This window comes from Azonexus sp. IMCC34839 (genome assembly GCF_047047955.1).
Taxonomy (GTDB): domain Bacteria; phylum Pseudomonadota; class Gammaproteobacteria; order Burkholderiales; family Rhodocyclaceae; genus Azonexus.
Window position 1 is genome coordinate 3,361,005 of sequence record NZ_CP150631.1, and the last position, 26,682, is coordinate 3,387,686.

A 26,682-nucleotide genomic window follows, 5' to 3' on the forward strand; every position below is an offset into this window, starting at 1 on the left:
TTAATTCGATACCCAGTATTATGCCGCTAACTTTTGTATTGCTCACCGCACTCTTTAGTGACGGCGATGCGCGCTTCATATTTGATATTTTGTTTTAAAAAAATCATTGAAAAATAGTATGTTAGTGGCTATCCTTACGAAAAAACTTTAGGTGCTTGTGCATGTGGCCCAAATTTGGGGTGAAACTGGCGGAAGGGTGGATGGCTGTCGTGCGTAGCGGCGACCGCATCGATCTTGCGCACGTCATTTCTGAAGTAGGGAAACGCCCGGAAATAAGGGCCTTCGACTCTTTTCGCGTTGAGCGCGGTGTAGACGATGCCTTGTCACGCCTTGGTCAGAGCCGCAGTTTGAAGCGTTATCGTTGCACGACCCTGCTTGACGAGAACGATTACCGCTTGCTCCAACTGGAGGCGCCTGCCGTGCCGGAAGGCGAGCGGGTGCAGGCCCTGCGCTGGCGCATGAAGGATATGGTCGATTTTCCGGTGGATGGAGCGGCGATTGCCGTGGCTTCCATTCCCACCGAGGGGCGGCAGGAAAACGTCTTTGCGGTAGCCGCGCCGGCGACCGTGGTTGGTCAGCAGATGGCGATGTTTGGCGATGCCAAGTTGCAACTGGATGCCATCGATATCCCGGAAATGGCCGTGCGCAACGTGGCTGCGCTGTTCGAGGAGCCCAATCGCGGCTTGGCGTTTCTGGCTTTGAGCGGCAACGACAGCCTGCTGGTCATTACTTTCCGCGGCGAACTCTATCTGTCGCGGCGTATCGAGGTGTCGGCCGAAGCGTTGGCGCAGGCTGACGAAGAGCGTCGCCGTCAGATGCTTGAGCGCTTGGCGCTCGAATTACAACGTACGCTGGATAACTTCGACCGCCAATACGGCTTCATTTCGGTATCTCGTTTGATTGTCGCGGCCGAGCACGATTGTGCCGGCACCGTCGCTACGCTCGCGGAAAACCTGTATTTGCCGGTTGCTGCGGTGGACATGGCCCAAGTGGCAAATTTCGAATCGATCCCCGAGCTACGTTCTCCGGAGCGTCAGGCGCAGGGCTTGCTGGCGATTGGCGCTGCCTTGAGGAGTGCCGCATGAGCCAGCAGATCAATCTGATTCTCCCGGAGCTTCGCCGGCGTTTCGACTGGTTGGCCTTGCCGGTGGTGGCTGGCGTGGCCGGGGGATTGCTGGTTCTCGTTGTGGGTGTTGGTGCACTCGGTAACATGAGTAGCCAGGCTTTGCGTGACCGGGATAGTGAACTGAGCCAGAGTTTGGCGTTGCTTCAACAGCAGGTGCAGACCCTCGGCCAGAGTGTCGCCTCGCGCAAGGAAAGTCCGCTGCTGGCGCAAGAGCTCGAGCTACAGCAGTTGGCGGTCGAGCAGCGGCGCGAAGTCGTCAAGGTGATTTCTCAAGGCAAAGCGGATGAAGCCTCAAGTTACTCCGTGCTGATGGAAGGTTTTGGCCGGCAGGTGAAGGATGGTGTCTGGCTGACCGCCTTCGGCTTTCAGGGGCAGGCTGTTGAGATTCGGGGGCGTCTGACAGATTCGTCTCTGCTGCCCGCTTATATTGCCAAACTCAATGATGAGCCCGCATTTTCCGGCCGTAAATTTGCCGCGCTCGATATGAAGGCAGTCGATCCCGTTCAGGAAAAGGGGCCGGCCGCGCAAGCTGCCAGCGACAACAAACCCAAGCCTGGTCCGCGCTTCGTCGAGTTCGCCCTGACCACTGAGCGGATGGCTGCGAAGGGGGGCGAGTGATGGCTATCGATCAGCGCTGGCAGGCACTTCAAGCACGTTACAACGTGTGGTCACGGCGTGAGCGTCTTCTGATTGCAATGGCGATGGTGTTGGGGCCGGCATTGATGATCAATGCGCTTTGGCTCGAGCCTCAGGCCGTACAGCGCAAAGCGCTGCAGGCCAAGGTGGCGGGACAGGAAGCGTCGATTAACCAGATGCAGGCACAAGTCGCTGCGCTGCAAGCCCAACTGCAGCAAGACCCGGATGCCGGCAAGAAGGCCGAATTGGCTGCCCTGGCCGCGGAGCGCACAAAGCTCGATCAGCAAATCAAGGATTTCGGTGCCGCCTTGGTGCCGCCGGAAGAAATGAATCAACTCCTTGAACGCCTGTTGGCACGCCAGCCCGGGCTCCGTCTCGTTAGCCTGAAGACGCTTGCACCGCAGAGTGTGCTCGGGGGTGCGAACGAAGGCGAGAAAAAGGCGAAGGATAAGTCATCGGAGCGGGTTTTCGACCTCTATCGTCACGGTGTGGAATTGAAGATTGAGGGCAGCTACCGCGAGTTGCAATCCTATGTCGCCCAGTTGGAAAAGCTGGACAAACGGCTGCTGTGGGGCGGTTTGAATTATCGCGTCAAGGACTATCCGCGGGCCGAAATGACCTTGACCGTTTATACCTTGAGTTCGGAGCGTACATGGCTGGCGCTGTGAAAAACGTGGCAAGTCTTGCCCTGTGCCTGGTTGTCGGGATGGCATGGGCGCAAACGGCCGATCCGACGCGTCCGCCGGCCGGCTGGCTGGGGGGCGGAGAGTCCGGCGCGGTGACAACGAGCACTGAAACCGAGTTTCGTTTGCAGTCAGTCATGTTGCCGCAGCGCGGCAAACCGATAGCTCTCATCGGTGGCCAGACCGTGGCGCTCGGCGGAAAGCTTGGCGATGCCACCCTGGTTCGCCTGACTGAAAAAGAAGCGGTATTGCAGGGGCCGGATGGGCTGACCCATCTTTATCTGACTCCTGAAGTCAATAAACAAATGATTGTGACGCCCAAGGCCCGTAAAACGGGGAAAAGCGGGCAGCTTAAGGATTCGCCATGAGCAAGCTCTGGATGATCGCATTCGCCGGCCTCGCCGTGACGGCCTGTAGCAACCAATACGTCAGCCGCGGTGATGCGTTCGACCGGGCCAACCGGGATGTCGCTGCCGCAGCCAGCAGCCGCGCCAAGTCGGCCAGTGCCGACGTGGTCGGCCAAGCGATGTTGCCGCCGCTGCAACTGGATGCGCCGGTGGCCAAGAAGCCGGAGTCGCGCTTCAATCTGGCAGTCAACAATGCCCCGGTAACGCAGGTGTTGACCGCCTTGGTATCGGATACCTCATATAGCGTGCTCTTCCCGCCCGAGCTGAGCGGCAACGTCAGCCTGAACCTGAAGAACACCACGGTCCGAGAGGCGTTGGAAGCACTGAAGGAAGTTTACGGTTACGACTATCGTTTCCAGGGTAATCGTATCTATGTGCAACCGAATACGGTGCAAACCCGCCTGTTCAAGATCAACTATCTGGCCAATCGTCGCCAGGGCATGAGCGACATGCGCGTGACCGGCAGTTCGCCGACGACCTCGACGCCGACGAGCAGTGCCGGTACGGCGACCGGGCAACAGGTCAGCAACACCATGGGCGGTACGACCGGTGTTCCGACGCAGCAACGGGTGACGGACAGCGCCCGGGTGCAAACAACTTCTGATTACGACTTCTGGAAGGAATTGTCGGCAGCCTTGAGCATGCTTGTGGGCAACCAAGAGGGCCGTAACATCATCGTCAACCCGACGTCGGGGGTTGTACTGGTCAAGGCCAACCCGGCGGAAATCCGCGCCGTCGAGGATTACCTGAAGGCGACCCAGCTGGTCGTCGAGCGCCAGGTCATGCTGGAGGCGAAGATTCTCGAAGTGGCGTTGAATGATGAGTTCCAGACCGGCATCAACTGGAGCCAGTTCGCCGGTGTGGCGGATCGCTTTGCCTTGGGCATCATGTCGCCGGGAGCAACGATTCGGGGCACTGGAACCCTCTCCGGTTCCGGGCTGACATCTGCGACGCCCGGGGTGAACGGTAGCCTGACAAGCAGTTCCAATGCTTCGGGTTTCTTTGGCCTGACTTTCCAGTCGAAGGATTTTGGCGCCCTGCTTAACTTCCTCGAAGGTCAAGGTGATGTGCAGGTGTTGTCCAGTCCGCGTATCGCGACGACGAACAACCAGAAGGCCGTTCTGAAGGTGGGTACTGACGATTATTTTGTCACCGGTATCAGTACCAATACCACGACCAGTGCCTCCGGTAACGTGGTCACACCGAACATCAACCTCCAGCCCTTCTTCTCCGGCATTGCGCTCGACGTAACTCCGCAGATCGACAACGACGCCAATATCATCCTGCATATTCACCCGTCGGTCAGCGTGGTTCAGGAAAAGACAAAGAACGTCGACCTGGGCGACCTCGGAACATTCACCTTGCCGCTCGCTTCGAGCACGATCAAGGAAACCGATAGCGTGGTCCGTGTCCAGGATGGAAGTGTCGTTGCCATCGGTGGTCTGATGAGCCAGAGCCAACAGAATAGCCGCACGGGTTTGCCAGTGGTCAGTGGCGTGCCAGGTGTCGGATTGTTGTTCGGTCAGAAGAGCATTGCCAACGCCAAGCGTGAGCTGGTCATCCTGTTGCGTTCGACGGTGATCAAGGACGAAAACAGCTGGCGCGACATTGCCGCCGAAACGCAGGATCGCATGCAGGAGCTTGATCCCCGTACGGCACGTCGTCTGCAATTTCAATGAGCCATAGGACCAAGGGCTGAAGGTGTATCTGGAGCATTTCGGACTCAGTGAGCTGCCTTTCGGCATCACCCCGGACACCAGTTACACCGTCATCACGCGCAGTCATCAGGAAGCGCTGAACACCTTGCTGGTCGCCATCGGTAGTGGTGAGGGATTCATCAAGATCACCGGCGAAGTCGGTACCGGCAAGACATTGCTCTGCCGGCGCTTGCTTCAGGCGATGCCGGAAAACGCCGTTTCCGCCTATCTGCCCAATCCTTATCTGTCGCCGCGGACCTTGCTGTTGGCTTTGGCCGAGGAATTGGCGTTGGCGGTAAGCACGGATGTGGATGATTACCACCTCCTCAAGCAAATCAATCGCGCCCTGCTTGAACATGCAGCGGCGGAGCGCCGAGTCGTCCTGTGCATCGACGAGGCGCAGGCCATGCCATTGGAGACCCTCGAGTCGCTGCGCCTGTTGTCCAACTTGGAAACCGAAAAGCGCAAGCTGATGCAGATCATCCTGTTGGGCCAGCCGGAACTCGATGCCAAGTTGAGTGAGCCTTCGATACGCCAACTATTGCAGCGCATTGCCTTCCACTACAAGCTGACCGGTCTGGATCACCAGGAAGTCGGGAAGTATCTGGAACACCGTTTGCGCGTCGCCGGTTATCGTGGCGAAGGCATTTTTCAGCCGCGGACGGTGCGAGCGTTGCACCGAGCCAGCCGCGGTACGCCGCGTCTGCTGAACATCCTGGCTCACAAGTCCTTGTTGGCGGCGTATGGCGAAGGGCTGCACGCAGTCAAACCAGTGCACGTAAAGCGAGCGGCAGCGGATACGGAAGGGGCTTCGTCCCCTGGATGGTGGTGAGATGAGCCTGATCAACGACATGCTGCGCGATCTCGAGGCCAAGCGGCCGGACGATCTGTTGCGCCAGAACCTGCAACGCGAGATACGCGCCTTGCCGAGCATGCCGCGGCGTGAGGGGAAATTCCTCAAGACCTTCTTGTTGCTCGGGTTGCCGCTGTGTGGCCTGGTGGCGGCTGGCTTGCACGTCAATGGCCAGTTGCTGCCACTGCTCGGCATGACGGAGGAGGTTCGCAAACCCGTCGTGCAACCGCTTGCTCCAGTCGCGCCCGCCGAAACGTCGACTGCTGCGGTGGACAACCCGGAAGAGCCAATTTCCGAAAGTCTGCGTTTGGCCTCCAGCCTGACGTCGGTGCCCATTCCGGCGGAACCTTTGGTTGCCGTGCCGGACCCGGTGGCGATGCCGGTGAAAAATACGCCGGTGCAGGTGGCCGAAAGCACACCAGCCAAAGAGGCTCCCGCGCAGTTGGCTCCGGCAACGACATCCGGCCCGACCAAGATCGAGAAGAGCAACCTGCCTTTGACCCCGCGCGATCGGGCCGAAGCGGAATTCCGCAAGGCGGAGATTGCTCTGGCTTCCGGGCGAGGTAGCGAGGCGATGGAAGCAGCGAAGGCCGCTCTGAAGCTCGATGCCGGCTTTGTGCCGGCGCGCCAGTTACTGCTTCGTGGCTTGCTCGAAGCCCGCAAGACCGATGAGGCGATGCAGATCCTGCAGGAAGGGCTGGATGGCCAGCCGACGCAGATTGGCTGGGCGATGTCGCTTGCCCGTCTGCAACTCGAACACGGCGATCTGGCTGCCGCCGACAAGACCTTGGCGCGTCATCAGGCACATGCCGAGAACAATGCCGACTATGCCGGCTTCCAGGGCCACGTGAAGACACGGCTCGGCTTGGCGAAAGCGGCTGTCGGTCATTACCAGCGGGCGACTCGCTTGGCGCCCGGAGAAGGGCGCTGGTGGCTTGGCTTGGGTCTGGCCCTGGAGGCCGACGGCAAAACGCAGGAGGCACGCGAGGCCTTCCGGCGCAGCCTGCAATCGGCCACGCTGTCGGCTGAGCTCATTGGTGTAGCCGAGCAACACCTGCGCCCGTAAAGCGTTCCTCCGCCGCCGAAGTGCTGTTCTCCACGCGGGCCGCGAGTAGAATCGCCTGATTGCTGTCATCAATTCATAACAAAAGCTTCAGGGAGAATGCCATGCCGGTCAAACTCGTCCAGTCGACGCCGTCTGCCTATCAATATCCACTGCTGATCAAGCAGCTGCTGCTGACGCCGCTGGCTTGCGCACCAGAGCAAGAGATCACCTACCAGGGGCGGCTGCGCTACAACTACCGCACGCTGAACGAGCGCATCGGCCGGCTGGCCAATATGCTCAGCGGCCTGGGCGTCGAGTCCGGGCAGACCGTGGCGATGATGGATTGGGACAGCCACCGCTATCTCGAGGCTTTCTTCGCCGTGCCGATGATGGGCGCCATCCTGCAGACGGTGAACGTTCGTCTGAGCCCGGAACAGATCCTCTATACGCTGAATCACGCCAAGGCCGACGTGGTCATGGTCAACAGCGAGTTCTTCCACATCCTGGCCGAGATTGCCGGCAAGCTGGAAACGGTCAAGACCTTCGTCCTGATCAGCGACGAATTGGCGATGCCGGAGGCGCCGATGGCCGCCGCCGGTGAATACGAAGCTATGCTTGCCGCCGCTTCACCGGACTACGACTTCCCGGATTTCGACGAAAACGCCCAGGCCACGACCTTCTATACGACGGGAACCACTGGCAACCCGAAAGGCGTCTATTTCAGCCACCGCCAGCTCGTCCTGCATACCCTGGGCGTGGCCAGTGCGCTGGGTGGCGCAAACCGTCAGGGCCATATCCACCGCGAAGACGTCTACATGCCGATGACGCCGATGTTCCATGTGCACGCCTGGGGCTTCCCGTATCTGGCGACGATGATGGGCGTCAAGCAGGTTTATCCCGGACGCTATCAGCCGGATGTGATCTGCCGCTTGATTGCCGACGAGGGCGTCAGTTTTTCGCATTGCGTGCCGACCATCCTGCACATGGTGCTCAGTCACCCGCAGGCGAAACAAACCGATTTCACCGGCCTGAAGATTCTGATCGGCGGCGCCGCGATGCCCGAGGCGATGGCGATTGCCGCCCAGAAGCGCGGCATGGACCTGTTCACCGGCTACGGCATGTCGGAAACCTGCCCGGTGCTGACCATGGCGCATCTGGAAAGCGCCGATCTGGATCGCACGCCGGAAGAGCAGGCGGTCATTCGCGCCAAGACCGGCCGGCCGCTGCCGCTGGTCGACCTGCGCATTGTCGATCCGCAGATGGGCGATGTCGCGCACGACGGCAAGGCGACCGGCGAGGTGGTGGTGCGTTCGCCCTGGCTGACGCAAGGCTATCTGGCCGCGCCGGAAGCCTCGGAAGAGTTGTGGGCCGGCGGCTACCTGCACACGGCCGACATTGGCAACATCAACCCGGCCGGCTACCTGAAGGTGACCGACCGCATCAAGGACGTGATCAAGACCGGCGGCGAATGGACTTCCTCGCTGCAGCTTGAAGACATCATCGCCAAGCACGAGGCGGTGCATGAAGTGGCGGTGATTGGCGTGCCGGACGAGAAGTGGGGAGAACGCCCGCTCGCTTTGGTTCTGCTCAAGCCCGAGCAGGTCGGCCAGATCACCGAGCACGCGCTGCGCAACTACGCGGCGCACGCCATCGAGGCGGCAGGCATCTCGCGTTACGGCGTGCTGTTGCAGGTGCGTTTCGTCAAGACGTTGGTCAAGACCAGTGTCGGCAAGATGAACAAGCGCCTGATGCGGGCCGACCCGGACGCGCTCTGCATTTGATTTTTGCCTGTTTTGGCCAGTGCACCGCAGCAGTCAGTCTGCGGTGCCGCCGCTTCAGTCGTTTTGGCTGAATTTCGCCAACTGGCGGTCGTGCCAGCGGGACAGGAAAAGCATGGCGCAGCTTGAACCGATCAGCGCCATCAGCATGTCGGATTGCGTATCCCACTCATCGCCCTGCGTGCCGAGGAATTCGTCGGCACCCTGGCCCATGGCCACGGCGGCACCCCATTCGATCAGCTCATAACAGGCGCTGATCATCATCGCCACGCAGATGCACAGGAAGGCGGCCATGCGCCGCCCGCGCACGTAAGCGCCGCGCAGCAGGATTTCACGGGCGATCAGCGCCGGCACGAAACCCTGCATGAAATGCCCGATCTTGTCGTAGGGGTTGCGCACGGTGCCGAGTAAATCCTGCAACCAGAAGCCGAGCGGCACGCGGGCATAGGTGTAGGCACCGCCGCCAATCAACACCAGGCAATGCAGGGCGATCAACACGGCAAGCAAGTCGGTCAGCGGATAGCGCTTGTGCGTGGCGATCAGCAACGGCAATGCGATCAGCGCCGGGGCCACTTCCATCCACCAGGTGGCACGGTCGTAGGGAGCGATGCCGGAGACGATCAGGGCGCCAGAGACAATGGCTGCCAGGCTGACAGAGAGTTTTGGAGATGACATGGAGGATGCGATCAGCGGGAAAAGCTACGTTCGGCGACAGTGTAATCGACTATGCCATGGGCGCAGATTCTGGCGCTGACCCCGGCACCGAGATGGGCGTACAGCCAGAGTTCTGCATTACCGGTTTCCTCCAGGCAGGCTTTCCGGATTTTGCCGGGACAGCGGCTTTGCGGCAGATGCCAGTTGCCTTCGCTAACCAAGTAATAGTCTTCCCCTGCTTTACGCACGTTGCCTTGTATGGTGGTCAGTGGGAGCTGGCCGTTCTTGCAGGCGGCAATCGATGGACGGGCTCTTTCGATACCGAGCAGCATGAGGATTGCAATGACTCCGCCCAAGGCGATCAGGATTGCGACGCCAATATTAGGCGGTGGAGAATTTGCTTCCTTGGATGTGGCGTTGGGCACTGACATCGCAGATAGCCCTTCAGCCCTCGTTGCGAATCAGATCGAGCAACTCCGCCCCGTAGTGCTCGATCTTGGCGCTGCCCATGCCGCTGACGCTGGCCAGCAGGCCGTGGCTGGTCGGGCGGACTTCGGCCAGTTCGCGCAGGGTTTTGTCGTGCAGGATGACGTAGGCCGGCACGCCTTGCTCCTTGGCGGTTTCGGAGCGCCACTTGCGTAGCAGTTGGAACAAGGCTTCGTCGGCGGCGGAAAGATCGCTGACCGGCGTGCGAGTGGTTGAGCGGCTGGGTGTGGATTTACGTTTGACCGGGCGGCGCAGTTGTACGTTGCGCTGGCCCTTCAACACTTCGCGGGCGGCGTCGGTCAGCTGCAGTGCGCCGTGCTCGGCCATGTCGACATGCACCAGGCCGGCGGCGGCGAGCTGGCGGAAGATGCTTTTCCAGGCGTGTTCGTCGAGGTCGCTACCGACGCCGAAGGTGGGCAATTGGTCGTGGCCGTATTGCTTGATGCGGTCATTCTGCTTGCCGCGCAGCACGTCGGTCAGATGCGTGACGCCGAAGCGCATGCCGGTGCGGTAGATGGCGGACAGCGCCTTTTGCGCGGCCTGCGTGCCATCCCAAAGTTCCGGCGGATCGGCGCAGACGTCGCAGTTGCCGCAGGGTTCGCGTTCTTCGCCGAAATAATTGAGCAGCACCTGGCGGCGGCAGCGCGGGGCTTCGCAGTAGGCGAGCAGGGCGGTCAGGCGTTGTGACTCGAGCACCTTCTGGCCTTCGCTGGCGCCCGATTCGGCAATACGTGAATGCTGCAGCGCCACGTCCTGCATGCCGTAGGTCATCCACGCCTCGGAAGGTTCGCCGTCGCGTCCGGCGCGGCCGGTTTCCTGGTAGTAGGCCTCGATGCTTTTCGGTAGATCGAGGTGGGCGACGAAGCGAACGTCGGGTTTGTCGATGCCCATGCCGAAGGCGATGGTGGCGCACATGATCAGGCCTTCTTCGCGCAGGAAGCGGCGCTGGTTGGCGGCGCGTTCCGGGGCGGGCAGGCCGGCATGGTAAGGCAGCGCCGGGTAGCCTTGGGCGGAAAGCCATTCGGCGGTTTCCTCGACCTTCTTGCGCGACAGGCAATAGACGATACCGGTCTGGCCCTGGCGGCCGGTCAGGAACGTGAGCAGTTGCTTCTTGGCGTTGTCCTTTTCGACCACGGTGTAGCGGATGTTCGGCCGGTCGAAGCTGGAGAGGAACACGCGGGCTTCGCCCAAGCCAAGGCGTTGCAGCATCTCGTTGCGCGTCGCCTGGTCGGCGGTGGCGGTCAGCGCGATGCGCGGCACGTTCGGGTAGCGTTCGTGCAGGGCGGAGAGCTGCAGGTATTCCGGGCGGAAATCGTGACCCCATTGCGACACGCAGTGCGCTTCGTCGATGGCGAAGAGGGCGAGCTTTCCGGCCTCGTAGAGCGCATCGAGCATGGCCAGCGTGCGGTCGAGCAAGAGGCGCTCGGGAGCGATATAGACGAGGTCCAGACTGCCGCTGAACATGGCCTGCTCGACGGCCTGTGCCTCGCGCCAGTCCAGCGTCGAGTTCAGGCAGGCGGCCTTGACGCCGAGTTGGGTCAGGGCGTCGACCTGGTCCTGCATCAACGCGATCAGCGGCGAGACGACGACGGCGCAACCGGGGCGGAGCAGGGCAGGAATCTGGTAGCACAGGCTCTTGCCGCCGCCGGTCGGCATCAATACCAGCGCATCGCCGCCTGAAGCGACATGTTCGATGATCTCGGCCTGCGCCCCGCGGAAGGCCGGGTAGCCGAAGACGTCGCGCAGGGTCTCGAGGGCCAGTGCTGCGGTGGACATGCCTTTAGGGCCGATTTTCAGGAAGGATGGCTTCGCGGGTCAGCGCTTCACCGTCCCAGACCAGGCATTCGCCGCGGTCTTCGTGCCAGTCGGCCATTACCCAGCGTTCGACGTGGATGCCGTCGACGATGTGGTCGTGCTTGGCGGGCTGGTGCGTGTGGCCGTGGATGAAGGTGGCGTAGCTATGGTCGCGCAGGAAATCGTCGGTCGCCGCGCCGTCGAGGTCGCTGTAGCGTTGTTCGAGGCGCTTCTTGCGGGCGCTGCGCCAGCGGATGTAGCGACCGAGCAGGGCGCGCATCCAGCGCGGCTTGGCGCGCATCCTGGCTTGCCAGGCAGAATCGCGCACCTTGGCACGATAGGCAACGTAGGCCGGATCATCCAGACACAGGGCGTCGCCATGAGATAGCACGAAGGACCATTCGGGCAAGGCGAGGTCGTAGGGGTCGGGCAGCAGGCGGGCGCCGGCGGCCTGGGCGAATTCCTCGCCAAGCGCGAAGTCGCGATTGCCGTGCATGACGAAAATCTGCAGGCCGGCATCGCTGGCTGCCTTGAGGGCGGCGATGATCTGCTGGTGATAGTCGTCGCTGACATCGTCGCCAACCCAGACTTCGAACAGGTCGCCGAGAATGTAGAGCGCCTGGGCGTTACGCGCCCGTTCGCGCAAAAAGCGGAGGAACAAAGCAGTCGCCCCGGGGGACCGGGGCGACAGGTGCAGGTCGGAGATGAAGAGGATCAAACGATCTCGGCCTTCTCGATGACCACGTCTTCCTTCGGCACGTCCTGATGGAAGCCCTTGTTGCCGGTGGCGACGGCACGGATCTTGTCGACCACGTCCAGGCCCTCGGTCACTTCGCCGAAGACGCAGTAGCCCCAGCCCTGGCCGCTCGGGGCCTTGAAGTCGAGGAAGTCGTTATCGACGGTGTTGATGAAGAACTGGGCGGTGGCCGAATGCGGATCGTTGGTACGGGCCATGGCGATGCTGCCGCGCTTGTTCTTCAGGCCGTTGGCGGCCTCGTTCTCGATCGGCGCATTGGTCGGCTTCTGGTCCATGCCTTGGGCAAAGCCGCCGCCCTGGATCATGAAGTTCTTGATGACGCGGTGGAAAATGGTGCCGTTGTAGTGGCCGGCTTCGACGTAGGCCAGGAAGTTGGCGACGGTCTTCGGGGCCTTTTCGGCATCCAGCTTGAGGGTGATGGCGCCGTGGTTGGTGGTCAGCTTGACTTGCGACATGGTTGGGGTGTCCTTACTTTTCGGAAATGATCTTGACGTTCTGGATGACGACCGGCGTGACCGGTACGTCCTGGTAGTAACCGGCATTGCCGGTCGGTACCTTGGCGATCTTGTCGACGACGTCCATGCCCTGGGTCACCTTGCCGAACACGGCATAGCCCCAGGTGCGGCCGTCGGCCGGCGAGCGGTGATTCAGGAAGTCGTTGTTCTTCAGATTGATGAAGAACTGGACCTTGGCCGAGTGCGGGTCCATGGTGCGGGCCATGGCCAGCGTGCCGCGCTCATTGGTCAGGCCGTTGTTGGCTTCGTTCTGCAGAGCCGGGGTGCGCGGCTTCTTTTCTTCCATGGCCGGCAGGAAACCACCACCCTGGATCATGAAGTTGTCGATGACACGGTGGAAAATGGTGCCTTCATAGAAGCCATGCTTGGCGTTGTACATGAACATCTCGACCGTCTTCGGCGCTTTTTCCGGATAGAGCTCAAGCGTGATCTTGCCCAGCGAGGTGGTCATCTCGACGGTCGGGGCGGCCCAGACCGAAAGGGCGGCGAGCAGGCCGGCGGCCAGCGCGGAGGCTTGTTTCAACATCAGGCGCTTCCTTCGTAAATGATCTTCCACTTGCCGTCTTCACGAATCCAGTACTGCCGCTTCTTCATCTGGTTGTTCAGATTGTTGCTGCGATAGTCCTGGTCGAAGGTGACGACGACGACTTCTTCCTTGCCCGGATTGCGGAACACGGACAGGTTATCGACCTTGACCTTGATCCATTCCTTGCTGCCGTTGATCTGCTTTTTCTGGGCAGCGAACTGCTCGAAATCCTGGCTGCCGGCCTTGAATCGCTTCGAGTAGTGGCGCAGGAAACGCTCGTTATCACGGCTTTCCCAATCGGCGCGCCAGTTCTCGATGGTCTTGTTGAGATCCGTGCGTTCCTTGTTCCAGTCATCCAGCGACAGCCATTCGACCGAGTTGCTGATGATGACCGGCGTGACCCCAACCTGTAGATTCTTCGAGACCGCGTCCAGATCCTGGTTGGTCAGCACGACGCAACCGTCGGAGGCACGCGGTGGACGGGCGAAGGTGTCGGACGGCGTGCCGTGCAGCCAGATACCGCTGCCGCTACGGCCCTGTCGTTTGTCCCACTCGTTCGGGTAATTGAGCGGGAAAGCACCGCTACCGTAGAGATCGGCCAGCTTCTGCTTGGGTAGATTGGCCGTGACGTGATAGACCCCGATCGGCGTCTTCTTGTCGCCCTCGACCATCTTCTCGGCGCCCAGCTTGCCCTGGGTCACGTAGTAATCGGCGACAAAGCGCGGACGGCCGCCGGCGGCGGTGTCATTCTCATAAAGATAGAGACGCGAACGCTTGGTATCGACGACGACGGCGTAGCGCTGGTCAGGCTGCATCTGCAGCAGGTAGCGTGGCACGAAATCCTTGGGCGGTTTCTCGCGATACCCCTTCAGGCGGGCGATGGCCTCGGCGCGCAGGTCGGCGACCTTCTCCTGCGGTGCACCGTTCAAAGCGCCAAAATTCTGGATCGGCTGGGTGCGGGCCAACAATAGATCGCCCTTGATCAGGTTGGCCAGGCGGTAGTTCGGGTACTGGCGAAGCAAGGCCTCGGTCAGCTGCAAAGCCTCGCTCAGGCGGTTGGCCTCGATCTCGGCGAAGATTTTGACCAATTGGGTTTCAGGACCGGAGTCCGAGACCGTGCCAGGCAGACGTGCCGTCGTCGGTGTGGCGGCCTTGACCAGCATGGCGCCGCCGCTTGCAGCCGCCGCCGTGGCAACGACTGCAGTCGTTTTGCGCGACGAGGTCTTTTTCGTCTCGGGCTTGGCAGGCTTTGCCCCCTTGCTCGACGACTTGCCCTCCGGCTTGGCCCAAGCCGTACTGGCCAGGCAAGCGATCAATGCCAGGGCGAGTAGTTTGCGGCCCTGCATCAGCGCGAGTTTTCTTCCTTGATCAGCCACTTGCCGCCGGCGCGTACGAGGACCAGCGTCTTGGTCGTCGAGGTACTCAGGCTGCCTGCCTTGTAGTGCTGGCGGAACTTGGCGGTTGCCTTGTCGCCATTGACGTTGATTTGCGGCTCATCGACGGTGACGGAGATCTTGCCCGGCTTGCCGGCAATGCGATCTTCGCGTTCGTCTTCCCAGGCCTTGCGCGACATGCTCTTGGGCGTGTTGAAGTCGCTGGCGTAGGCGGCGAAGTAGGCCTTCATGTCCTTGCGTGCCCAGGCGCTGGCCCAGGCGTTGATGGCCTTGGCGATATCTTCGCTGGCGGCATCGGCCTTGGCCGGAGCGGCGGGGACCGGAGTCGGTGCCGGCGCGGGCGCCGGGGCAGCAGCCGGGGCCGGCTTGCTTTCCACTGGTTTGGCCGTCGCCGGGGCGGCGGCTGCACCCGGTGCGGTAGCCACGACGGTCGCAGTCGGTGCCGGCTGGGTTGCCGGTTTGGCGGGGGCTGTTGCCGGGGCGGCGACGATTGCCGGCGCGCTGGCCTGCGGCTTGACGTTACCCTTGCCGGAAGTGGTGATCAGGTCGCGGATCAAGGCCAGTTTGTTCTGTGTCGCCGTGTTGGCGTTATCGAGCTGCAGTGCCTTGTCGTAGGCCTGGCTGGCCAGCTTGGCGTAGATGTCGCCGAGGTTCTCGTAGGCGATGGCGTAGGACGGATGGGTCCGGATGGCCATTTCAAGCGCGGTGCGTGCCTTGTCGTACTGCTTTTGCTGGGCGTAGAGCACGGCCAGGTTGTTGTAAGGCTCGGGCAGCTCCGGATAATCCTCGGTCAGCTTGGTGAATACCGCGATGGCATCACCCGGCTTGTTCATTTCCGTGTAGATCAGGCCCTTCAGGAAGCGCCCTTGCGCATCCTTGGGACGGCTGCTCAGGTAGGCATCGACCTTGTCCATGGCCTGCGGATATTGGCCCTGTTTGATCAGGCGCTGGATTTCCGGCAGGTTGTCAGCAAAGACCGGGGCGGCAAAACCGATGGCCAGGCCGACGGCCAGGGCGCGCAGGGTCTTCAGGTGCTGGAAACGGGACGGATGCAGGGAGGTCGAGATCATCGCCATGCTATAATTTTTCAAATTACACAATCCTACGATTCTACCAAATCAGCCGGTGTTTCCATAGGTTTAACGGTGCCGGCCGCAGCCAGAATCCTCTCCGCATGCTCAAGATCTACAACTCCCTGAAGCGAGAAAAGCAGGTTTTCACCCCGATCGAACCGAACAAGGTCCGCATGTACGTCTGTGGCATGACGGTTTACGACTACTGTCACCTCGGGCATGCCCGTGTGATGGTTGTGTTCGACATGGTCTATCGTTGGCTGAAGGCTTCCGGTTACGACGTGACCTATGTCCGCAACATCACCGATATCGACGACAAGATCATTAAGCGTGCCGCCGAGAATGGTGAAACGATCCAGCAACTGACTGACCGTTTCATCGCCTACATGCATGAGGATGCCGACGCGCTCGGCGTGCAGCGTCCGAACCATGAGCCGCGCGCGACTGAGTACGTGCCGGAGATGCAGGACATCATCAGCAAGCTGGAGGCCAATGGCTTGGCCTACCAGGCAACCGATGGCGATGTGAATTACGCGGTGCGCAAGTTCCCCGGCTACGGCAAGCTGTCCGGCAAGTCGCTCGATGACCTGCGTGCCGGTGAGCGGGTGGAGGTCGATTCGGCCAAGCAGGATCCGCTCGATTTCGTGCTGTGGAAGCATGCCAAGCCGGGCGAGCCGGCCTGGCCTTCGCGCTGGGGGGATGGCCGGCCGGGCTGGCATATCGAATGTTCGGCCATGAGCTCCAAGTTGCTTGGTCAGCACTTCGACATCCATGGCGGCGGCCAGGATTTGCAATTCCCGCACCACGAAAACGAAATTGCCCAGTCGGAAGGCGCCAATTGCTGCACCTTCGTCAATTACTGGATGCACAACGGTTTCGTCCGCGTCGACAACGAGAAGATGTCGAAGTCGCTGGGCAATTTCTTCACCATTCGCGAAGTGCTCGAGAGGTACGATGCTGAAGTGGTGCGCTTCTTCATCCTGCGTGCCCATTACCGCAGCCCGCTGAACTACTCCGACGCGCACCTGGATGATGCCAAGCGTAGCCTGGACAGCCTTTATTTCACGCTGCGCGACGTCCCGCCGGCAGCGGTGGATATCGACTGGGGCAATGAATTTGCCGCCCGTTTCGCCGCTGCCCTGAACGAAGATTTCGACTCCTCCGGCGCCATCGCGGTGCTGTTCGAATTAGCCGCCGAAGCCAATCGCCAGAAGAGCGGCGGGCTGTCTGGCCTGTTGAAGGCGCTGGCCGCTGTGATCGGCCTGCTCGAACGCGAACCTCAGGTCTATCTGCAAGCCGGTGCCGGTGCGAGTGGCCTGGACGAGGCCGCCATCGAGCAGATGATCGCCGATCGTGCCGTAGCCAAGAAGGCGAGGAATTTTGCCGAAGCCGACCGTATTCGCGACGAGTTGAAAGCAGCCGGCATTGTGCTTGACGACAGCCCGCAGGGAACGACCTGGCGTCGCGCCTGAGCGGCCGGCCAGAAAAACAAAAAGCCCGTCGAATGACGGGCTTTTTTGTTGTGCCGGCGGGGCTTACTTCATGACCTTGCCACCAGCGCCGACCACCGTCAGTTCGACGTAGCGAGAACCCAGGCGATTATCCGGCGCGTAGCTGATCTTGAAGCCGCCGAGATCGAAGTTCTGCATGCCTTCGAGTGCTGCAACGAGCTTGTCGCGCGTTACATCCTTGCCCAGCTTCTTGATGGCTTCGGTCATCAGGCGAGCGTTCATGTAGCCTTCCAGGCCGTAGTAGGAATACTTGTCCTTCTGCTTGCCGAGCAGCTTCTGGTAATCCTTGACGACGCCGATCGTGTCGTTCCACGGGTAGGGCATGACCTGCGAAATGCCGATGCCGCGGGAATCGTTGCCGAGTTCCTGGGCCAGCACTTCGGCGCCGACCGGCGACAGGGTCATGAACATCGGGAACTGGCCGGCCTGCTTCATCGCCTTGACGAAAGCAGTAGTCGGCTTGTACAGAGTGACCATGACCACCGCTTGCGGGTTAGCCTTGCCGATCGTTTCGACGGCCTTGCTGACATCGAGGGAGTTGCGTTCGACCGTGCCGACGGCTACCGGAGCGAGGTTGGCACGCTTCAGGGCATTGGTCACGCCATCCAGGCCGGACTTGCCGAAGCCGTCATTCTGGTAGAAAACGGCGATGTTTTTCAGACCCAAGGCCAGCATCTGCGTAACGATGGCTTCCGCCTCGTCGGCGTAGCTGGCGCGGACGTTGAACATGTATTTGTTGTTCGGATTGGCCGACGGTGCTTCGCGCAGCGTGCCGGCACCGGAAATGGTGCCGACCAGAGGCACCTTGGCCGGGCCGAAGACCTTGTTCATGGCTTCCGTGGTCGGCGACGAGCCGTAGTAGCCGATCAGGGCGAACACCTGCTTTTCCTGGATCAGGGACTTGGTGTTGGCAACGGTCCGGTCGGTTTCGTAACCATCATCGATGGTCACCAGCTCGATTTTGCGGCCATTGACGCCACCGCTCTTGTTGACCTGGTCGAAGTAGGTGGTCATCGCCTCGCGCATCTGCATGCCGTAAACGCCGTTCGGGCCGGTGAAGGGGGCGGACATGCCCAACGTGATGGTCGAATCGGTGACGCCGGTTTCTGCACCGGCCTGGGCAGCGCCCAAGGCGAGTAGCGCCGCGATGGCGGCATGGCGGAATGTCTTCATGATCTCCTCAGTCTTCTTGGTGGAATAGCTCGATGGCTGAGGGGAGGATGGCCTGCCTAGCTGACAACTTGCTTACATAGTGTGTCGCTGAGAGCACATTTGCGGGCTCGGTGGCGGAGCGGGGCTCCAAGAAAAACGGGCCGCGGCGATAGCCGGCGGCCCGTTTTTCGAGAAGATTGGCAGGATGCTTATTTCATCAGCTTTCCGTTGGCCCCGAGCACGGTCAGTTCGACGAAATGCGAGCCGGCACGGTTGTTCGGGCCAAAGGCGACGCGGTAGCCGCCGATATCCTGATTCATTCCCTCCAGCGTGGCGACCAGCTTTTCGCGGGTCAGATCCTTGCCCAATTTGCGGATGGCTTCCGTCGCCGTCTTGGCCATGACGAAGGCTTCGATGCCCATGTAGGACGGTGCCGTCGGTTTACCGATCAGGCGTTGATAGTCCTTGACCACGGCGACCGTGTCGTTCCAGGGGTAGGGCATGACCTGGGAAATGCCGATGCCACGGGCGTCGTTGCCCAGTTCCTGGGTCAGTTGCTCGGGGCCGGCCGGCGACAGGGTCATGAACATCGGACCGAGACCGGCCTTGCGCAAGCCTTTCACCATCAGGGCCGACTGCTTGAACAGGGTGACCATGACCACCGCCTGGGGATTGGCCTTGGCGATGGCCTCCTGGGCCTTGGCGATGTCTTCGGAGTTGCGCTCGACGGTGCCGGTGGCCACCGGCGCCAGATTGTGCTTCTTCAGCGCGGTCGTCAGGCCTTCCAGGCCGGCCTTGCCGAAACCGTCGTTCTGGTAGAAGACGGCGATATTCTTCATGCCCAGGGTGACCAATTGGGTACCGATGGCTTCGGCCTCGTCAGCGTAGCTGGCGCGCAGGTTGAACATGAATTTGTTGTTCGGGTTCGCCGACGGCGCCTGGCGGATCGACATGGCGCCGGAGATGCCCCCGATCATCGGTACGCCGGCCGGGCCGAAGACGTTGTTCATCGAGTCGGTGATCGAAGCGGTGCCGTAATAACCGATCAGGGCGAAGACCTTGTTGGTTTCGATCAGCGTCTTGGTGTTGGCGACGGCCTTGGCCGCGTCGTAACCGTCATCGAGTGCCACCAGTTGCAGTTTCTTGCCATTGACGCCCCCGGCTTTGTTGACCTGGTCGAAATAGGCGCTGACGACATTCTTGATTTCCTGACCGTGAGCGCTGGCCGGGCCGGTCAGCGGAACCGACATGCCGAGGGTGATGGTCGAATCGGTGACGCCGGTTTCGGCATGGACAGGCAGGAGGCTCGTCAGACCAAAGATGCATGCAGCCAGGGTGAGGCGAATCGCTTTCATCGGGTTCTCGCTATCGGTTGCCAGGTAACCGTCGAATTATATGGGCGGAAACGCCCATCTGGTGCAGAAAAATAGCCGTTTTAGGTATTCCGCTGTTGTATTCGCCGACTTTTTGCCCGATTGCTGCGGTGCACTCCCCCAAAATGCAAAAAATCCGCCCCCGGTGAGGTGGGCGGATTTTTATTTTGGCGGTGAAGGTTAGCCCTCACCGTAAGGTCAGGGAATTATTCTCCGAAAAATTCCCTGACCTTATCCATCCAGGACTTTGAGCGCGGGTTGTGCTTGGCGCTGTCGTCCTTGCTGCTGTCTTCCAGTTCGCGCAGCAATTCTTTCTGGCGTTCGGTCAGGTTGACCGGGGTTTCGACCACGACGTGGCACATCAGGTCGCCGTGCGTATGGCTGCGCACACCCTTGATGCCCTTGCCGCGCAGACGGAAGACGCGGCCGGACTGGGTTTCCGGCGGAATCTTGATGGCTGCGGCGCCATCCAGGGTCGGGATTTCGATTTCGCCACCCAGGGCTGCGGTGGTGAAGGAAATCGGCATCTCGCAATGCAGGTCGTTGTGGTCCCGCTGGAAGACCGGGTGCTGTTTCAGGTGAATCTGCACGTAGAGGTCGCCCGGTGGGCCACCGTTTACGCCGTGTTCGCCTTCGCCGGCGAGCCGGATGCGATCGCCTTCGTCCACACCGGCCGGAATCTTCACCGCCAGGGTCTTGTGCTGCTTGATACGACCGGCGCCGCCACAGGACTTGCACGGGTCGGCAATGAAGCGGCCGGTGCCGTGGCACTTGTGGCAGGTCTGCTGGATCGAGAAGAAACCTTGTTGCAGACGAACCTGACCGGAGCCGTTACAGGTCGGACAGGTCTTGGGCTGGGTCCCGGCCTTGGCGCCGGAGCCGTGACAGACATCGCATTCCTCCATGGTCGGGATGCGGATCTTGGTCTCGGTGCCGTGAGCGGCCTGTTCCAGCGTGATTTCCAGGTTGTAGCGCAGGTCGGCGCCGCGGTAGATGTTGGAACGTCCGCCACCACCGCCGCCGCGACCGCCGAAAATTTCGTCGAAGATGCCGCCGAAGGCGTCGGCGAAGCCGCCGGCGCCGAAGCCGGCACCGCCGCCCATGCCGGCTTGCGGGTCGACGCCGGCGTGGCCGTATTGGTCGTAGGCAGCACGCTTCTGGCTGTCCGACAGGATTTCGTAGGCTTCCTTGGCTTCCTTGAACTTTTCTTCGGCCGACGGGTTATCCGGATTGCGGTCTGGATGGTATTTCATGGCCAGCTTGCGGTAGGCCTTCTTGATCTCGTCGTCCGACGCATCGCGGTTGACGCCGAGAATCTCGTAAAAATCGCGTTTAGACATGTTCAGTCCCGTCTATGTGACAAAGGCGCCGAGCGCCGCCGGAAGGTTCCGGAAGGCTCGGCGCCGGGCTATTGCGTCAGGCTTACTTCTTGTCCTTGTTCACTTCCGTGAATTCGGCATCGACGACGTCGCCTTCGACGGTCTTCTCGCCTTGCGGCTGGGCGCCGGCACCGGCAGCACCCGCGGCAGCGCCTTCGGCCTGTTGCTGGGCGTACATTTTTTCGCCCAGTTTCTGGGCTGCAGCCGACAGGGCTTCGGTCTTGGCGGTGATGACATCCTTGTCGCCGTCGCGCAGGACTTCTTCAACATCCTTGATGGCCGCTTCGATGGCTTCCTTCTCGCCAGCGTCGAGCTTGTCGCCGTATTCGGTCAGCGACTTCTTGACCATGTGCACCATGCCGTCGGCCTGGTTGCGGGCGTCGGCCAGCTCGTGCGCCTTCTTGTCTTCCTCGGCGTGCAGCTCGGCGTCCTTGACCATGCGTTGAATCTCTTCTTCGCTCAGGCCGGAGTTGGCCTTGATGGTGATCTTGTTTTCCTTGCCGGTGGCCTTGTCCTTGGCGGTGACGTGCATGATGCCGTTGGCGTCGATGTCGAAGATGACTTCGATCTGCGGCGTGCCGCGCGGGGCCGGCGGGATGCCTTCCAGGTTGAACTGGCCCAGGCTCTTGTTGCCGGAAGCGACTTCACGCTCGCCTTGCAGCACGTGGATGGTCACGGCGGACTGGTTATCGTCGGCGGTCGAGAACACTTGCGAAGCCTTGGTCGGGATCGTGGTGTTCTTCTGGATCAGCTTGGTCATGATGCCGCCCAAGGTTTCGATACCCAGCGACAGCGGGGTGACGTCGAGCAGCAGCACGTCCTTGACTTCGCCCTGCAGCACGCCGCCCTGGATGGCGGCGCCGACGGCGACAGCTTCATCCGGGTTCACGTCCTTGCGCGGCTCGCGACCGAACACTTCCTTGACCTTTTCCTGCACCTTCGGCATGCGCGACTGGCCGCCGACCAGGATGACGTCGTCGATGTCGCCGATCTTGCAGCCGGCATCCTTCAGCGCGGTCAGGCAGGGGGCGACGGTACGCTCGATCAGCTCGTCGACCAGCGACTCGAACTTGGCGCGGGTGATCTTCAGCGCCAGGTGCTTCGGGCCGGAGGCGTCGGCGGTGATGTAGGGCAGGTTAACTTCGGTCTGCTGGCTGGAGGACAGCTCGATCTTGGCCTTTTCGGCGGCTTCCTTCAGGCGTTGCAGGGCCAGCACGTCCTTCTTCAGGTCGACGCCGGATTCCTTCTTGAATTCGTCGATGATGTAGTCGATCAGACGCTGGTCGAAGTCTTCACCGCCGAGGAAGGTATCGCCGTTGGTGGCCAGCACTTCGAACTGCTTTTCGCCATCGACGTCGGCGATTTCGATGATGGAGATGTCGAAGGTGCCGCCGCCCAAGTCATAAACAGCGATCTTCTTGTCCTTGCCGGCAACCTTGTCCATGCCGAAGGCGAGGGCGGCAGCGGTCGGCTCGTTGATGATGCGCTTGACTTCCAGACCGGCGATGCGGCCGGCGTCCTTGGTGGCTTGGCGCTGGCTGTCGTTGAAGTAGGCCGGCACGGTGATGACGGCTTCGGTAACTTCCTCGCCGAGGTAGTCTTCAGCGGTCTTCTTCATCTTGCGCAGCACTTCAGCAGAAACCTGCGGCGGGGCGATTTTCTTGTCTCGCGCTTCAACCCAGGCGTCGCCGTTGTCGGCCTTGACGATCTTGAAGGGCATCAGGGCGATGTCCTTCTGCACTTCCTTTTCCTCGAAGCGGCGGCCGATCAGGCGCTTGACGGCGTACAGCGTGTTCTTCGGGTTGGTCACGGCCTGGCGCTTGGCCGGGGCGCCGCACAGGATTTCGCCGTCTTCGGTGTAGCCGATGATGGAGGGGGTGGTACGTGCGCCTTCCGCGTTTTCGATAACCTTCGGCTGGCCGCCTTCCATGATGGCGACGCAGGAGTTGGTGGTGCCGAGGTCGATGCCGATGATCTTGCCCATGTTCGTTTTCCTAAAAATGAATTACCGATGTTCGTGAATTGGGGATTCGTTAACCAATTTCAAGCCTCTGCTGCGGTGCACAGGCAAAAATGGCCAAAATTGCTTACTTGCCCTTGGCGACCATGACCAGCGCCGGACGCAGCACGCGATCGGCGATCATGTAGCCCTTTTGCAGGACGGTGACGACGGTGTTGGCTTCCTGGTCGGAGTCCACCATGCCGATCGCCTGATGCTTGTGCGGATCGAACTTCTCGCCGGCCGGATTGACTTCGTTCAGCGCGTTCTTCTCGAAGGCGGCAACCAGTTGCTTGAGGGTCAGCTCGACGCCGGACTTGAAGCTGTCGACGGTCTGCTCCGGCACGGCCAGCGCGGCTTCCAGGCTGTCCTTGACGGCCAGCAGTTCGCCGGCGAACTTCTCGACGGCAAACTTGTGCGCCTTGGAAATGTCTTCCTGGGCACGGCGACGAATGTTTTCGCCTTCGGCCTTGGCGCGCAGCCACGCGTCGTAGTGCTCGGCGGCCTTCAGTTCGAGGGCCTTGAACTGCTCCTCGATGCTCGGAATGGTGTCGACGTTGTCGGTGGCCGGCGCGGCGGCTTGTTCGACGGCGGGTTCGTTGCCCAGCATGGCTTCCTGGGTGTTTTCCGGGGTGGACATTCGCGGTTTCTCCAAAAAATCTTGCTGCTATATGAGGCCGGCCTTTCCCGTTTCAAGTCCACCAAACGAATATTTCTTGAAAAGAGAAATGCTGCCCTCGATTGGCACACATGCTAGGATCGCCAAATATGTTTTTTTGACGCATTGGCATGGAGCAAATTGGCAAATACCGCGTCGTTCGCGAACTCGGCAAGGGTGCGACGGCAACGGTGTATCTCTGCGACGACCCGGATAACGATCGCCAGGTGGCGGTCAAGGTCATCCGCTTCGGGCAGGACAGTGCGGCGATGTCCCGCCGCATGCGCAAGCTATTCCAGAACGAGGGCATGGTCTCCAAGCGCCTCCATCACCCGAACATCGTCGAGGTTTATGAAACGGCGGTCGAGGAGGATTTCGCCTATCTCGCCATGGAGTACGTCAATGGCTTCAGCCTCGAGCAGCATTGCCGCATCGACAAGCTGCTGCCCATGCATCGCGTCATCGGCATCATCTTCAAGTGCTGCATGGCGCTCGATTCGGCCTACCGCCAGGGCATCATCCACCGCGACATCAAGCCGGCGAACATCATGATCGCCGCCAACGACGAACCGAAGATCGCCGATTTTGGTTTGGCGCTGAACCTGAACAAGGATCTCGACCGCGATTCGACCTTCATCATGGGCGTCGGCTCGCCGGCCTACATGTCGCCGGAACAGATCAAGGGCTATCCGCTCAACCAGAAGACCGACCTCTATTCGCTGGGCGTCGTCATGTTCCAGCTGTTGACCGGGCGCCTGCCCTTCCGCGCCAACAATCAGGCGACCCTGGTCTATCGCATCATCAATACCGATGCGCCTGCCGTTACTGCGCTCAACCCGAATTTGCCGGAAGGACTCAACCCGGTGGTGCGCAAGGCGCTGGAAAAGGATCTCTACAACCGCTACCGCAATGGCGCCGAATTCGCCAAGGATCTCTCTGCCGTGCGTTACCAGATCGTCGGCGACGATGAAGTAGAGAAGGACACGCGGCATTTCGAAACCCTGCGCCGGCTCGATTTCTTTGTCGAGTTCGAGAATGTCGAGCTGTGGGAAATCCTGCGTGTGTCGGTGTGGCGGGAGGTTTCCGCGAATGTGGCAATCATTCGCGAAGGGGAAAACAGCGACACCTTCGGTATCGTCATTTCCGGTTGCGTCGAGGTTTCGATCGCCGGCAAGGCCTTGTGCCGTTTGGGCGCAGGCGAGCCGATCGGCGAGGTGACTTACCTGCATCCGAAGAGCGACCTGCGCCACGCCACCGTGACCACCTTGGAGCCAACCTTGTTCCTGGAGGTCAACGCGTCTGCAATATCGCTGGCTTCGGAAGAGTTGGTTGGGCGCATGCGTGACGCGTTGCTCACCAAGATGATCAAGCGCCTGCGCGAAGTGAACCAGATTGCCGCCGCCCAAGGGCAGCCGGCGGTGCAGACCGACGGTTCGTCGGCCTACTCCAAGTCGCGCCCGGTCGGCGGGCTTGAGCTGACCCCCATGTAAAAACGGCCTCCATCAGGAGGCCGTCGTGTGCTTGAGCTTTAGGGTTTAGACCTTGAAGCGCCCCACCAGACTGGACAGGCCATCGGCCAGTTGCTTCAGGTCGTGTGCCGCGCCCGCGGTCTGCTCGACCGTGCCGGTATTTTCGCGTGCCATGCCGGCGATGGCTTCGATGCTGGCTTCGACGTCGCCGGAGAAACGGCGCTGCTGCTCGGTGGCGGCGGCAATGTTATCGAGGCCGTGACCGACTTCCGTCACCGAGCCGTTGGTGGCCTGGAGCACACTGGAAACGGAGGAGACTGCCGACTGGCTACTGGCCAGGTGGTCCAGGCCTTCTTCGATGCTGCGGCGTACGGCGACCGATTGGGCGCTCAGGTTGGCCGTGATGGCATCGATTTCGCTGGCGGACCGGGACGACTTCTCGGCCAGTTTGCGCACTTCATCCGCGACCACGGCAAAGCCGCGGCCCTGTTCGCCGGCGCGGGCCGCTTCAATGGCGGCATTCAGTGCGAGCAGGTTGGTCTGTTCGGCAATGTCCTTGACCTCGCGGGTCATTTGGGTGATGGCTTCGGTATTGCGTACGAAGTTGTTGACCGAGTCGGCCATTTCCTTGACGGCACGTTCGACAACGTTCATCTCGCCCAGCAATACGTTTAGCGTCTTGCTGCCTTCCTGGGCGCGGGAGAGGCTCTCCTGCGACTGGTGTTGGACCAGTTCGGCACTCTGCGCGATGGACGAGATGCTGGCGACCAGTTGTTCGACAGCACCGGCAGCTTCGTTCGATTTGTCGTTCTGCTGGTGCGAACTCTGCGATACGCGATCGGCGTTATCGGTGAGAGCGGCGACACGGGTCGACACTTGGGTGGCGGAATCGCGCACCTGACGGACCAGATGGTTGAATTTCTCCATCATCTCGTTGAAGACGATGGCGGCCTGGCCGACTTCATCCTTGCCCTTGACCGGCAGACGACGGGTCAGGTCGCCTTCGCCGCGCGCGATATCGGAGAGACCGGTGCGCAACTCGTCCAGCGGGGCAGTGACAAAATGGTGGGTCAGCAGGTAAATGATGACAAGCAGGGCGCCTAGGGCACCCAGCGCGACGCCGGCGATTTTCAGACGGAAAGAGGAAACCGCGGATTCAACCGAGTCGAGCGAAACCTTCATGCTGACGATGCCCAGCACCGTACCTTCCGGTACTTGGTGGCAAAGGATGCAGTCCTTGCCGAGATAGTTCTTGGAAGCCTTGGTCGGGTTGATGACGCGCAGGAAAGACTTGCCACCAGTGCTTTCGACAGCCAGGTAAGGATTGCCGGTAGCCATCACCTGGCTTTCCAGCGAGTCCGGGCTGCGCTTGCTCTTGGTGTCGGGGCCGTAGAGCTTGCTCACGGCCTCGCCGCGCATGACTTCCAGGTCGTCGATGATGGACAACTGCTTGATCTGGTCGAGGAAGACTTCACGTTGGCCGACCGTGCCCGTGATCATCATGCCGGTCAGACCGGCCATGGTCATTTCATGGATGCTCTGGGCGAAATCCTGAGCTTGCCGAATGGCGGTATCACGGTTGACCTGCGTGGTCCAAACGATGGCGCCGGCCCAGATCAGGGCAAGTACCAACCAGATTGCTGCAGTCAGACGGATCCAGATTTTCAGATCGGCAATGCGCGACATGTTTCCCCCTTGTTATTGGCTGCGGCGCTTT

24 protein-coding genes are annotated in these 26,682 nt (G+C 61.0%); 10 read left to right on the forward strand and 14 right to left on the reverse strand.

What is annotated here, in order from left to right; translation table 11 throughout:
- Positions 1-161 precede the first annotated feature (161 nt).
- The 8 genes from WIF35_RS16470 to WIF35_RS16505 all read left to right on the forward strand — a co-directional run bounded on the left by WIF35_RS16470 (position 162) and on the right by WIF35_RS16505 (position 8,228).
- Positions 162-1,085: a hypothetical protein gene (locus tag WIF35_RS16470; protein WP_412479302.1), complete on the forward strand. Its 924-nt coding sequence runs from the start codon at positions 162-164 to the stop codon at positions 1,083-1,085.
- Complete coding sequence (locus tag WIF35_RS16475; protein ID WP_412479303.1) at positions 1,082-1,744, forward strand: PilN domain-containing protein; 663 nt, start codon at positions 1,082-1,084, stop codon at positions 1,742-1,744. Before WIF35_RS16470 ends, WIF35_RS16475 begins: the two co-directional genes overlap by 4 nt.
- A complete protein-coding gene (locus WIF35_RS16480) occupies positions 1,744-2,430 on the forward strand; it encodes a hypothetical protein (RefSeq protein ID WP_412479304.1) in 687 nt (228 codons plus the stop codon). The genes WIF35_RS16475 and WIF35_RS16480 overlap by 1 nt, the downstream gene beginning before the upstream one ends.
- Positions 2,415-2,813, forward strand: coding sequence for a hypothetical protein (locus WIF35_RS16485; protein WP_412479305.1), 399 nt, complete (start codon positions 2,415-2,417; stop codon positions 2,811-2,813). Before WIF35_RS16480 ends, WIF35_RS16485 begins: the two co-directional genes overlap by 16 nt.
- Positions 2,810-4,531: a pilus (MSHA type) biogenesis protein MshL gene (gene mshL, locus WIF35_RS16490; protein ID WP_412479306.1), complete on the forward strand. Its 1,722-nt coding sequence runs from the start codon at positions 2,810-2,812 to the stop codon at positions 4,529-4,531. The genes WIF35_RS16485 and mshL overlap by 4 nt, the downstream gene beginning before the upstream one ends.
- 22 nt (positions 4,532-4,553) lie before the next feature.
- Positions 4,554-5,381 carry an ExeA family protein gene (locus tag WIF35_RS16495; RefSeq protein ID WP_412479307.1) on the forward strand — a complete coding sequence of 276 codons (828 nt, stop codon included), beginning with the start codon at positions 4,554-4,556 and terminating at the stop codon, positions 5,379-5,381.
- A gap of 1 nt (position 5,382) precedes the next feature.
- Positions 5,383-6,468, forward strand: a complete 1,086-nt coding sequence (locus WIF35_RS16500; RefSeq protein ID WP_412479308.1) for a tetratricopeptide repeat protein — start codon at positions 5,383-5,385, stop codon at positions 6,466-6,468.
- Between the two features lie 101 nt (positions 6,469-6,569).
- Positions 6,570-8,228: a fatty acid--CoA ligase gene (locus WIF35_RS16505; RefSeq protein ID WP_412479309.1), complete on the forward strand. Its 1,659-nt coding sequence runs from the start codon at positions 6,570-6,572 to the stop codon at positions 8,226-8,228.
- A gap of 54 nt (positions 8,229-8,282) precedes the next feature.
- On the opposite strand, the gene WIF35_RS16510 is transcribed toward WIF35_RS16505, so the two are convergent.
- The 8 genes from WIF35_RS16510 to WIF35_RS16545 are packed head-to-tail and all read right to left on the reverse strand — an operon-like array spanning position 8,283 to position 15,427.
- Positions 8,283-8,900, reverse strand: a complete 618-nt coding sequence (locus WIF35_RS16510; protein WP_412479310.1) for a DUF2238 domain-containing protein — start codon at positions 8,898-8,900, stop codon at positions 8,283-8,285.
- Between the two features lie 11 nt (positions 8,901-8,911).
- The gene (locus WIF35_RS16515) at positions 8,912-9,310 is read right to left on the reverse strand and encodes a hypothetical protein (RefSeq protein WP_412479311.1); all 399 of its coding nucleotides are present in this window, start codon (positions 9,308-9,310) and stop codon (positions 8,912-8,914) included.
- 13 nt (positions 9,311-9,323) lie between these two features.
- On the reverse strand, positions 9,324-11,141 hold the full coding sequence (gene recQ, locus WIF35_RS16520) for a DNA helicase RecQ (protein WP_412479312.1): 1,818 nt from the start codon (positions 11,139-11,141) through the stop codon (positions 9,324-9,326).
- 4 nt (positions 11,142-11,145) lie between these two features.
- Positions 11,146-11,820, reverse strand: a complete 675-nt coding sequence (locus WIF35_RS16525) for a UDP-2,3-diacylglucosamine diphosphatase (RefSeq protein ID WP_412479313.1) — start codon at positions 11,818-11,820, stop codon at positions 11,146-11,148.
- A gap of 53 nt (positions 11,821-11,873) precedes the next feature.
- On the reverse strand, positions 11,874-12,371 hold the full coding sequence (locus WIF35_RS16530) for a peptidylprolyl isomerase (protein WP_412479314.1): 498 nt from the start codon (positions 12,369-12,371) through the stop codon (positions 11,874-11,876).
- A gap of 13 nt (positions 12,372-12,384) precedes the next feature.
- The gene (locus tag WIF35_RS16535; protein ID WP_412479315.1) at positions 12,385-12,957 is read right to left on the reverse strand and encodes a peptidylprolyl isomerase; all 573 of its coding nucleotides are present in this window, start codon (positions 12,955-12,957) and stop codon (positions 12,385-12,387) included.
- On the reverse strand, positions 12,957-14,333 hold the full coding sequence (locus tag WIF35_RS16540) for a L,D-transpeptidase family protein (RefSeq protein WP_412479316.1): 1,377 nt from the start codon (positions 14,331-14,333) through the stop codon (positions 12,957-12,959). The genes WIF35_RS16535 and WIF35_RS16540 overlap by 1 nt, the downstream gene beginning before the upstream one ends.
- Positions 14,303-15,427, reverse strand: a complete 1,125-nt coding sequence (locus tag WIF35_RS16545) for a tetratricopeptide repeat protein (RefSeq protein WP_412479317.1) — start codon at positions 15,425-15,427, stop codon at positions 14,303-14,305. The genes WIF35_RS16540 and WIF35_RS16545 overlap by 31 nt, the downstream gene beginning before the upstream one ends.
- Positions 15,428-15,525: 98 nt before the next feature.
- Here WIF35_RS16545 and cysS point away from each other — a divergent pair, with 98 nt between their 5' ends.
- Positions 15,526-16,896: a cysteine--tRNA ligase gene (cysS, locus tag WIF35_RS16550; RefSeq protein ID WP_412479318.1), complete on the forward strand. Its 1,371-nt coding sequence runs from the start codon at positions 15,526-15,528 to the stop codon at positions 16,894-16,896.
- A 63-nt stretch (positions 16,897-16,959) separates the two neighbouring features.
- Here the strand turns inward: cysS and WIF35_RS16555 are convergent, their stop codons facing one another.
- From WIF35_RS16555 to grpE, 5 genes are all read right to left on the reverse strand, one after another.
- On the reverse strand, positions 16,960-18,108 hold the full coding sequence (locus tag WIF35_RS16555; protein ID WP_412479319.1) for an ABC transporter substrate-binding protein: 1,149 nt from the start codon (positions 18,106-18,108) through the stop codon (positions 16,960-16,962).
- Between the two features lie 188 nt (positions 18,109-18,296).
- The gene (locus tag WIF35_RS16560; RefSeq protein WP_412479320.1) at positions 18,297-19,442 is read right to left on the reverse strand and encodes an ABC transporter substrate-binding protein; all 1,146 of its coding nucleotides are present in this window, start codon (positions 19,440-19,442) and stop codon (positions 18,297-18,299) included.
- Between the two features lie 224 nt (positions 19,443-19,666).
- On the reverse strand, positions 19,667-20,800 hold the full coding sequence (dnaJ, locus tag WIF35_RS16565; RefSeq protein ID WP_412479321.1) for a molecular chaperone DnaJ: 1,134 nt from the start codon (positions 20,798-20,800) through the stop codon (positions 19,667-19,669).
- An 82-nt stretch (positions 20,801-20,882) separates the two neighbouring features.
- Positions 20,883-22,823 (reverse strand): molecular chaperone DnaK, encoded by a 1,941-nt coding sequence (gene dnaK, locus WIF35_RS16570; protein WP_412479322.1) that lies wholly within the window; start codon positions 22,821-22,823, stop codon positions 20,883-20,885.
- A gap of 103 nt (positions 22,824-22,926) precedes the next feature.
- Positions 22,927-23,478: a nucleotide exchange factor GrpE gene (grpE, locus tag WIF35_RS16575; protein ID WP_412479323.1), complete on the reverse strand. Its 552-nt coding sequence runs from the start codon at positions 23,476-23,478 to the stop codon at positions 22,927-22,929.
- 149 nt (positions 23,479-23,627) lie between these two features.
- Here grpE and WIF35_RS16580 point away from each other — a divergent pair, with 149 nt between their 5' ends.
- Entirely contained in the window at positions 23,628-24,986 is a 1,359-nt protein-coding gene (locus tag WIF35_RS16580; RefSeq protein ID WP_412479324.1) for a protein kinase domain-containing protein, read from the forward strand.
- A gap of 45 nt (positions 24,987-25,031) precedes the next feature.
- On the opposite strand, the gene WIF35_RS16585 is transcribed toward WIF35_RS16580, so the two are convergent.
- Positions 25,032-26,651, reverse strand: coding sequence for a methyl-accepting chemotaxis protein (locus tag WIF35_RS16585; protein WP_412479325.1), 1,620 nt, complete (start codon positions 26,649-26,651; stop codon positions 25,032-25,034).
- Positions 26,652-26,682: the final 31 nt, after the last annotated feature.

Coding starts and splice junctions, on each gene's coding strand:
- WIF35_RS16470 (WP_412479302.1), top strand. CDS start 162: ATGTGGCCCAAATTTGGGGTGAAACTGGCGGAAGGGTGGATGGCTGTC.
- WIF35_RS16475 (WP_412479303.1), top strand. CDS start 1,082: ATGAGCCAGCAGATCAATCTGATTCTCCCGGAGCTTCGCCGGCGTTTC.
- WIF35_RS16480 (WP_412479304.1), top strand. CDS start 1,744: ATGGCTATCGATCAGCGCTGGCAGGCACTTCAAGCACGTTACAACGTG.
- WIF35_RS16485 (WP_412479305.1), top strand. CDS start 2,415: ATGGCTGGCGCTGTGAAAAACGTGGCAAGTCTTGCCCTGTGCCTGGTT.
- mshL (WP_412479306.1), top strand. CDS start 2,810: ATGAGCAAGCTCTGGATGATCGCATTCGCCGGCCTCGCCGTGACGGCC.
- WIF35_RS16500 (WP_412479308.1), top strand. CDS start 5,383: ATGAGCCTGATCAACGACATGCTGCGCGATCTCGAGGCCAAGCGGCCG.
- WIF35_RS16505 (WP_412479309.1), top strand. CDS start 6,570: ATGCCGGTCAAACTCGTCCAGTCGACGCCGTCTGCCTATCAATATCCA.
- WIF35_RS16510 (WP_412479310.1), bottom strand. CDS start 8,900: ATGTCATCTCCAAAACTCTCTGTCAGCCTGGCAGCCATTGTCTCTGGC.
- WIF35_RS16515 (WP_412479311.1), bottom strand. CDS start 9,310: ATGTCAGTGCCCAACGCCACATCCAAGGAAGCAAATTCTCCACCGCCT.
- recQ (WP_412479312.1), bottom strand. CDS start 11,141: ATGTCCACCGCAGCACTGGCCCTCGAGACCCTGCGCGACGTCTTCGGC.
- WIF35_RS16530 (WP_412479314.1), bottom strand. CDS start 12,371: ATGTCGCAAGTCAAGCTGACCACCAACCACGGCGCCATCACCCTCAAG.
- WIF35_RS16535 (WP_412479315.1), bottom strand. CDS start 12,957: ATGTTGAAACAAGCCTCCGCGCTGGCCGCCGGCCTGCTCGCCGCCCTT.
- WIF35_RS16545 (WP_412479317.1), bottom strand. CDS start 15,427: ATGGCGATGATCTCGACCTCCCTGCATCCGTCCCGTTTCCAGCACCTG.
- cysS (WP_412479318.1), top strand. CDS start 15,526: ATGCTCAAGATCTACAACTCCCTGAAGCGAGAAAAGCAGGTTTTCACC.
- WIF35_RS16555 (WP_412479319.1), bottom strand. CDS start 18,108: ATGAAGACATTCCGCCATGCCGCCATCGCGGCGCTACTCGCCTTGGGC.
- WIF35_RS16560 (WP_412479320.1), bottom strand. CDS start 19,442: ATGAAAGCGATTCGCCTCACCCTGGCTGCATGCATCTTTGGTCTGACG.
- dnaJ (WP_412479321.1), bottom strand. CDS start 20,800: ATGTCTAAACGCGATTTTTACGAGATTCTCGGCGTCAACCGCGATGCG.
- dnaK (WP_412479322.1), bottom strand. CDS start 22,823: ATGGGCAAGATCATCGGCATCGACCTCGGCACCACCAACTCCTGCGTC.
- grpE (WP_412479323.1), bottom strand. CDS start 23,478: ATGTCCACCCCGGAAAACACCCAGGAAGCCATGCTGGGCAACGAACCC.
- WIF35_RS16580 (WP_412479324.1), top strand. CDS start 23,628: ATGGAGCAAATTGGCAAATACCGCGTCGTTCGCGAACTCGGCAAGGGT.
- WIF35_RS16585 (WP_412479325.1), bottom strand. CDS start 26,651: ATGTCGCGCATTGCCGATCTGAAAATCTGGATCCGTCTGACTGCAGCA.